Raw genomic sequence first — 6,691 nt, 5'->3', positions numbered from 1 at the left:
CGCATTTCCATGTAGGAGCTGCCGCAGGCTGCGATCTTTTGATCTTGTTTCTAGTTCTTGGTCTTGGCGTGCGCCGCCAACCGCTCCAGCGCCGCTCGCAGGTTCGGATCGCTGATGCCATCGGCCGTCGCCTGGATGGTCGCCGCCGCATCATTCGATAAGTCCATGGTATGCCCGACCGCACCTTGCTGAACGGTAGGCGGCTGGACCTTGAACAGGATTCGCGTGAGGCTGGCAAACTCGTCGAACATTTGCAGTTGCCGTTGCAGACGTTTTTGCTGGTAACGCAGGCGGGTAGCCCAATGTCCGTCGGTGACGATCAGCAACAAACTGCCTTCGCGCCACGAAGCTACATGGCAGTGCTCGCGAGCGGCGGGTTGCAGTTGGCTTTCGAGCAGACGTTGCAGATGTCCAAGGCGTTGAGCGTGGCCGAGAATGGCTTTGAGCGGCTTGGCTTCGCGAAGCAGAACGGCGGGTGCTCGGGCCGTAAGAGGGCGAAATGCCATGATCCAACACCTGAAGTTACAGAGTCGCCATGGTAGCAGAAAGCACCCGATGCACCTGACCCATTGCTTTTGTCCCTGCTTTACCCATTAAATCAACAACTAACTTCTGCCCTGAACGGCTTGAAGTTGAGCAAAACGCCCCTATTTTAAGTGAGCCCCGTCAAAGCGCAGTGCCAGCATCGTGGAATATCGCCACTTTCCTCACTTCCGTTTCCGGGTAGAATGCTCGTTCGCATGCGGCCATGAGGGCTGCACGGGCGACTCACGGGGCCGCCCTCCATCCCTTTAGTGTGGAAGATCCTGCCGATATGTTTGCGCCTTTGTTAAAGAAACTTTTTGGAAGCAAGAACGAGCGTGAAGTCAAACGCATGCTCAAGACGGTGCAACTCGTCAATGCCTTCGAAGAGCAAATGGTAGCCCTTTCGGACGATCAATTGCGTGCCAAGACAGATGAGTTCAAGGCCCGCGTCGCCAAAGGGGAAACCCTCGACAAGCTGTTGCCAGAAGCCTTTGCGGTCGCCCGCGAAGCCGGCAAGCGCGTCATGGGTATGCGCCACTTCGACGTCCAGCTGATCGGCGGCATGACCTTGCATGAAGGCAAGATCGCCGAAATGCGCACCGGTGAAGGCAAGACCCTGGTGGCAACACTGGGCGTTTACCTCAACGCATTGTCCGGCAAGGGCGTGCACGTTGTGACGGTGAACGACTACCTGGCCCGTCGTGACGCCAACTGGATGCGTCCGCTCTACGAATTCCTCGGCCTGACGGTCGGCGTGGTTACGCCGTTCCAGCCGCCGGAAGAGAAGCGTATTGCCTACTCCGCCGACATCACCTACGGCACCAACAACGAATTCGGTTTCGACTACCTGCGCGACAACATGGCGTTCAGCATGGAAGAAAAATTCCAGCGCGAACTCAATTTTGCCGTGATCGACGAAGTCGACTCGATCCTCATCGACGAAGCCCGTACTCCGCTGATCATTTCCGGTCAGGCCGAGGACAGCTCCAAGCTGTACATCGAGATCAACAAACTGATCCCGAAGCTGGAATTGCACGTTGAAGAAGTCGAAGGCGAAGTCACCAAGGCCGGCCACTACACCGTTGACGAGAAGACCCGCCAGGTCGAGCTCAACGAAGCCGGTCACCAGTTCGTCGAAGAGTCGCTCACCAGCCTCGGCCTGCTGGCTGAAGGCGAGAGCCTGTACTCGGCGCACAACCTGAGCCTGCTGACTCACGTTTATGCCGGTCTGCGCGCGCACAAGCTGTTCCATCGCAACGTCGAATACATCGTGCAGGACGGTCAGGTTGTACTGGTCGACGAACACACCGGTCGTACCATGCCGGGTCGCCGTCTGTCCGAAGGCCTGCACCAGGCCATCGAAGCCAAGGAAAATCTGAACATCCAGGCCGAGAGCCAGACCCTGGCATCGACCACGTTCCAGAACTACTTCCGTCTTTACAACAAACTGTCCGGCATGACCGGTACGGCCGACACCGAAGCGTTCGAGTTCCATCAGATCTATGGCCTGCAGGTCCTCGTCATTCCGACGAACAAGCCGCTGGCCCGTAAAGACTACAACGACTTGGTGTTCCTGACCGCCGACGAGAAATACGCGGCGATCGTCACTGACATCAAGGAAAGCATGGCCGCCGGCCGTCCGGTGCTGGTGGGTACCGCGACCATCGAAACTTCCGAGCGCATGTCCGACCTGCTCAACAAGGAAGGCATCGAGCACAAGGTCCTGAACGCCAAGTTCCACGAAAAAGAAGCCGAGATCATCGCCCAGGCCGGTCGCCCAGGCGCACTGACCATCGCCACCAACATGGCCGGTCGTGGTACCGACATCCTGTTGGGCGGTAACTGGGAAGTGGAAGTCGCTTCGCTGGAAAACCCGACCCCTGAGCAGATCGCCCAGATAAAGGCCGACTGGCAGAAACGTCACCAGCAGGTGCTCGAGTCGGGCGGTTTGCAGGTGATTGCTTCCGAGCGTCACGAATCGCGCCGTATCGACAACCAGCTGCGTGGTCGTGCCGGTCGTCAGGGTGACGCCGGTTCCAGCCGTTTCTACCTGTCGCTGGAAGACAGCCTGATGCGTATCTTCGCCTCGGACCGGGTGAAGAACTTCATGAAGGCCCTGGGCATGCAGCCTGGCGAAGCGATCGAGCACCGCATGGTGACCAACGCTATCGAAAAGGCTCAGCGCAAGGTTGAAGGCCGCAACTTCGACATTCGTAAGCAACTGCTCGAGTTCGACGACGTCAACAACGAACAGCGTAAAGTGATCTATCACATGCGTAACACGTTGCTGGCCGCCGACAACATCGGTGAAACCATCGCCGATTTCCGTCAGGACGTGCTCAACGCTACCGTCAGCGCACACATTCCACCGCAATCGCTGCCTGAGCAGTGGGACGTGGCCGGTCTGGAAGCCGCGTTGCAGAGCGACTTCGGTGTGGCGCTGCCGATTCAGCAGTGGCTCGACGAAGACGATCACCTGTACGAAGAAACCCTGCGCGAAAAACTGATGCAGGAACTGATTGCAGCGTACAACGAGAAAGAAGACCAGGCGGGCGCCGAAGCGCTGCGCACCTTCGAGAAGCAAATTGTACTGCGCGTGCTGGACGATCTGTGGAAAGACCACCTGTCGACCATGGACCACCTGCGTCACGGCATTCACTTGCGTGGCTATGCCCAGAAGAACCCGAAGCAGGAATACAAGCGCGAGTCGTTCACGCTGTTCTCCGAGCTGCTGGATTCGATCAAGCGCGACTCGATCCGCGTGCTGTCGCACGTTCAGGTTCGCCGCGAAGATCCGATCGAAGAAGAGCAGCGCCTGCGTCAGGAAGCCGAAGCACTGGCCGCTCGCATGCAGTTCCTGCATGAAGAAGCCCCAGGCCTGGAGCAGCCGGAGCAGTTGGGTGAAGAGGTCGATGTGGCCCTCGCCACCGCACCGGTTCGCAACGAGCAGAAGCTGGGCCGCAACGAGCTGTGCTACTGCGGTTCGGGCAAGAAGTTCAAGCATTGCCACGGGCAGATCCAGTAAAACCCGTTTCAATCGCTGAAATACCCGCGCCGCGACCGGCTTATGCCGTCGCGGCGTTTTGCCATTTAAACCACCGTTCCTGCCGAGCGGTGCAGACATCATTTAGTTAGGAGCGCACTCATGGCTGTTGGTCTTGGTCCTTTGCCAACGTTGCACCCGGTTGCCGGTTTTGAACTCGGTATTGCCTCGGCCGGCATCAAGCGCCCGGGGCGCAAGGATGTCGTGGTCATGCGCTGTGCCGAAGGTTCCACCGTGGCAGGCGTATTCACCTTGAACGCCTTTTGCGCCGCTCCCGTGATCCTGGCCAAGCAACGCGTGCAAGGCCCGGTGCGTTACCTGCTGACCAACACCGGCAACGCCAACGCCGGTACCGGTGAACCGGGCCTGGCCGCCGCTGAACGCACCTGCGCCAAGCTGGCCGAGCTGACCGGCGTGGACGCCAGCCAGGTGCTGCCGTACTCCACCGGTGTGATCGGTGAGCCGCTGCCAGTCGAGAAAATCGAAGGCGCACTGCAAGCCGCTCTCGACGATCTGTCGGTCAACAACTGGGAAGCTGCCGCCACTGGCATCATGACCACCGACACCCTGCCAAAAGGTGCGAGCCGCCAGTTCCAGCACGATGGCGTGACCATCACTGTTACCGGCATCAGCAAAGGCGCGGGCATGATTCGTCCGAACATGGCGACCATGCTCGGCTACATCGCCACCGACGCCAAAGTTGCCCGCGACGTGCTGCAAAACCTGATGCTGGACGGTGCCAACAAGTCGTTCAACCGCATCACCATCGACGGCGACACCTCGACCAACGACTGCTGCATGCTGATCGCTACCGGTCAGGCAGCGTTGCCGGAAATCACCCGCGCCGAAGGCGAGTTGTTCGCCAAGCTCAAGCAAGCGGTGTTTGAGGTGTGCATGGACGTGGCCCAGGCCATCGTGCGTGACGGCGAAGGCGCGACCAAATTCGTGACCGTTGAAGTCAATGGCGGCGGCAATCACCAGGAATGCCTGGACGTCGGTTACACCGTGGCTCACTCGCCACTGATCAAGACCGCATTGTTCGCCTCTGATCCTAACTGGGGTCGTATCCTGGCCGCTGTCGGCCGTGCCGGCGTACCGAACCTGGACGTGAGCAAGATCGACGTGTTCCTCGGCGACGTGTGCATCGCCAGCCGTGGCGCCCGCGCCGCGACTTACACCGAAGCCCAGGGTGCAGCGGTGATGCAGCAGGAAGAAATCACCATCCGTATCGAACTGGGTCGCGGTGATTGCAGCGAAACCATCTGGACGACAGACCTGTCCCACGAGTACGTGAAGATCAACGCCGAGTACCGTACTTAAGACCGAGTCAAACCCATCGCCAGCAGGCTAGCTCCCACATTGGATTTGTGTACACCCGATCCACTGTAGGAGCGAGCCTGCTCGCGATGGCGGTTTGCCGGTCAGCCACTAGACTGGCTTGTCCCTATATCTAAAGGTCCCGAACATGAGCCTGCACCTGATCATCGGCGACAAACTGCTTTCCTCCTGGTCCCTGCGCGGCGCCCTGGCGCTCGATCTGACCGGCGCCGCCTACACCGAAGAACTGATCAAACTGAACCAGCCCGACACCCGCGAGCGAGTGCTCAAGCATTCGCCGACCGGCAAAGTCCCGCTGCTGAAAACCGAACACGGCACCATCGCCGACTCCCTGGCGATTGCCGAATACCTGGCCGAACAGTTTCCCGACGCGAACCTGTGGCCCAAAGACATTGCCGCCCGTGCCCAGGCGCGTTCGGCCTGCGCGCAGATGCACAGCGGATTCTTCGCCATGCGCGGCAACATGCCGTTCGACCTGAGCCATGACGCGCCGCTGTCGCCGCTTCCGGCGGATGTGCAGGCGGACATCGAACGCATGGCAGCGTTGTGGGCCGAGTGTCGTGCTGCCGCGACCGAAGTGGGTCCATACCTGTTTGGTCGCGTCAGTTTGGCTGACGTGTTCTTTGCCCCGATCGCTGTGCGCCTGCGCACCTATCAGGTGAAGCTGTCCGCGGTTGATCAGGCCTATATTGAAACCATCTACCAATGGCCAGCCTTCAAGGCCTGGCAGAAGGCCGGACTGGAGGAAATCGAGCGGTGAAACGAGTACACGTAGCGGCTGCCGTTATCCGTGACGACAGCGGCAAGATCCTGATCGCCCGCCGTGCCGATACCCAACACCAGGGCGGCCTGTGGGAGTTTCCCGGTGGCAAGGTCGAGGCCGACGAATCGGTGCAAACCGCGCTGGCTCGCGAGCTTCAAGAAGAGCTGGGCATCGTGGTCAACGCGGCTCGCCCGTTGATCAAGGTTCGCCACGATTACCCGGACAAGCAGGTGTTGCTGGATGTCTGGGAAGTCTCGGCGTTCGGCGGCGAGCCGCACGGCGCTGAAGGCCAGCCATTGGCCTGGGTGACGGCGCGTGATTTGTCGGGTTATGAGTTCCCCGAGGCCAACCGGCCAATCGTCGCGGCGGCGCGGTTACCGGATCAGTACCTGATCACGCCGGAAGATCTCGAAACGCCAGCCCTGCTGCGGGGCATTCAGAAAGCCATCGCCGGTGGCATCAAGTTGATTCAATTGCGTGCGCCGAACGGTTACGACCCAAAATATCGCGACCTGGCCGTGGATGCGGTGGGGCTGTGTGCCGGCAAAGCGCAGTTGATGATCAAGGGGCCGTTCGAGTGGCTGGGAGACTTCCCGTCCGCCGGTTGGCACATCACCTCGGCGCAACTGCGCAAGTACGCGGCGGCCGGTCGACCGCTGCCCGCATCGCGCTGGCTGGCGGCGTCATGCCATAACGCTGAAGAGTTGGCGTTGGCTGAACAGATGGGCGTGGACTTCGTGACTTTGTCGCCGGTGCAGCCGACGCTGACGCATCCGGGGGCTGAGCCGCTGGGTTGGGAACAGGCGTCGAGCTTGATCGAAGGGTTCAGCAAACCGGTGTTTCTGCTCGGTGGCGTTGGCCCGGCGGAAGTCGAGAAAGCCTGGGCGGCGGGTGCGCAGGGTGTGGCGGGGATTCGGGCGTTTTGGCCTGAGGCTTGATTCTCTAGTGAGTGTACTGGCCCCATCGCGGGCAAGCCCGCTCCCACAGGTTTAGTGGCGTACACAAATATTGTGTTCGGCGCG

General features: G+C 60.2%; 5 protein-coding genes. 4 read left to right on the top strand and 1 reads right to left on the bottom strand.

Going from position 1 to position 6,691, the window contains the following annotated elements:
- Positions 1-50: 50 nt before the first annotated feature.
- A complete protein-coding gene (locus ACW9JC_RS27625; RefSeq protein WP_457458994.1) occupies positions 51-506 on the bottom strand; it encodes a DUF721 domain-containing protein in 456 nt (151 codons plus the stop codon).
- 308 nt (positions 507-814) lie between these two features.
- On the opposite strand from ACW9JC_RS27625, the gene secA reads away from it, so the two are divergent.
- The 4 genes from secA (at position 815) to ACW9JC_RS27605 (ending at position 6,607) form a co-directional block, all read left to right on the top strand.
- On the top strand, positions 815-3,550 hold the full coding sequence (gene secA, locus ACW9JC_RS27620) for a preprotein translocase subunit SecA (protein ID WP_448109130.1): 2,736 nt from the start codon (positions 815-817) through the stop codon (positions 3,548-3,550).
- A 120-nt stretch (positions 3,551-3,670) separates the two neighbouring features.
- A complete protein-coding gene (gene argJ / locus ACW9JC_RS27615; RefSeq protein WP_217872763.1) occupies positions 3,671-4,888 on the top strand; it encodes a bifunctional glutamate N-acetyltransferase/amino-acid acetyltransferase ArgJ in 1,218 nt (405 codons plus the stop codon).
- A 145-nt stretch (positions 4,889-5,033) separates the two neighbouring features.
- The gene (locus tag ACW9JC_RS27610; RefSeq protein WP_457458991.1) at positions 5,034-5,666 is read left to right on the top strand and encodes a glutathione S-transferase family protein; all 633 of its coding nucleotides are present in this window, start codon (positions 5,034-5,036) and stop codon (positions 5,664-5,666) included.
- Complete coding sequence (locus ACW9JC_RS27605; protein WP_457458989.1) at positions 5,663-6,607, top strand: Nudix family hydrolase; 945 nt, start codon at positions 5,663-5,665, stop codon at positions 6,605-6,607. Before ACW9JC_RS27610 ends, ACW9JC_RS27605 begins: the two co-directional genes overlap by 4 nt.
- The last annotated feature ends 84 nt before the right edge of the window (positions 6,608-6,691 follow it).

This window comes from Pseudomonas sp. SDO5591_S426, assembly GCF_054070755.1.
The sequence above is the reverse complement of the archived record's forward strand: the minus strand, read 5'-3'. Positions and strand labels throughout refer to the sequence as shown.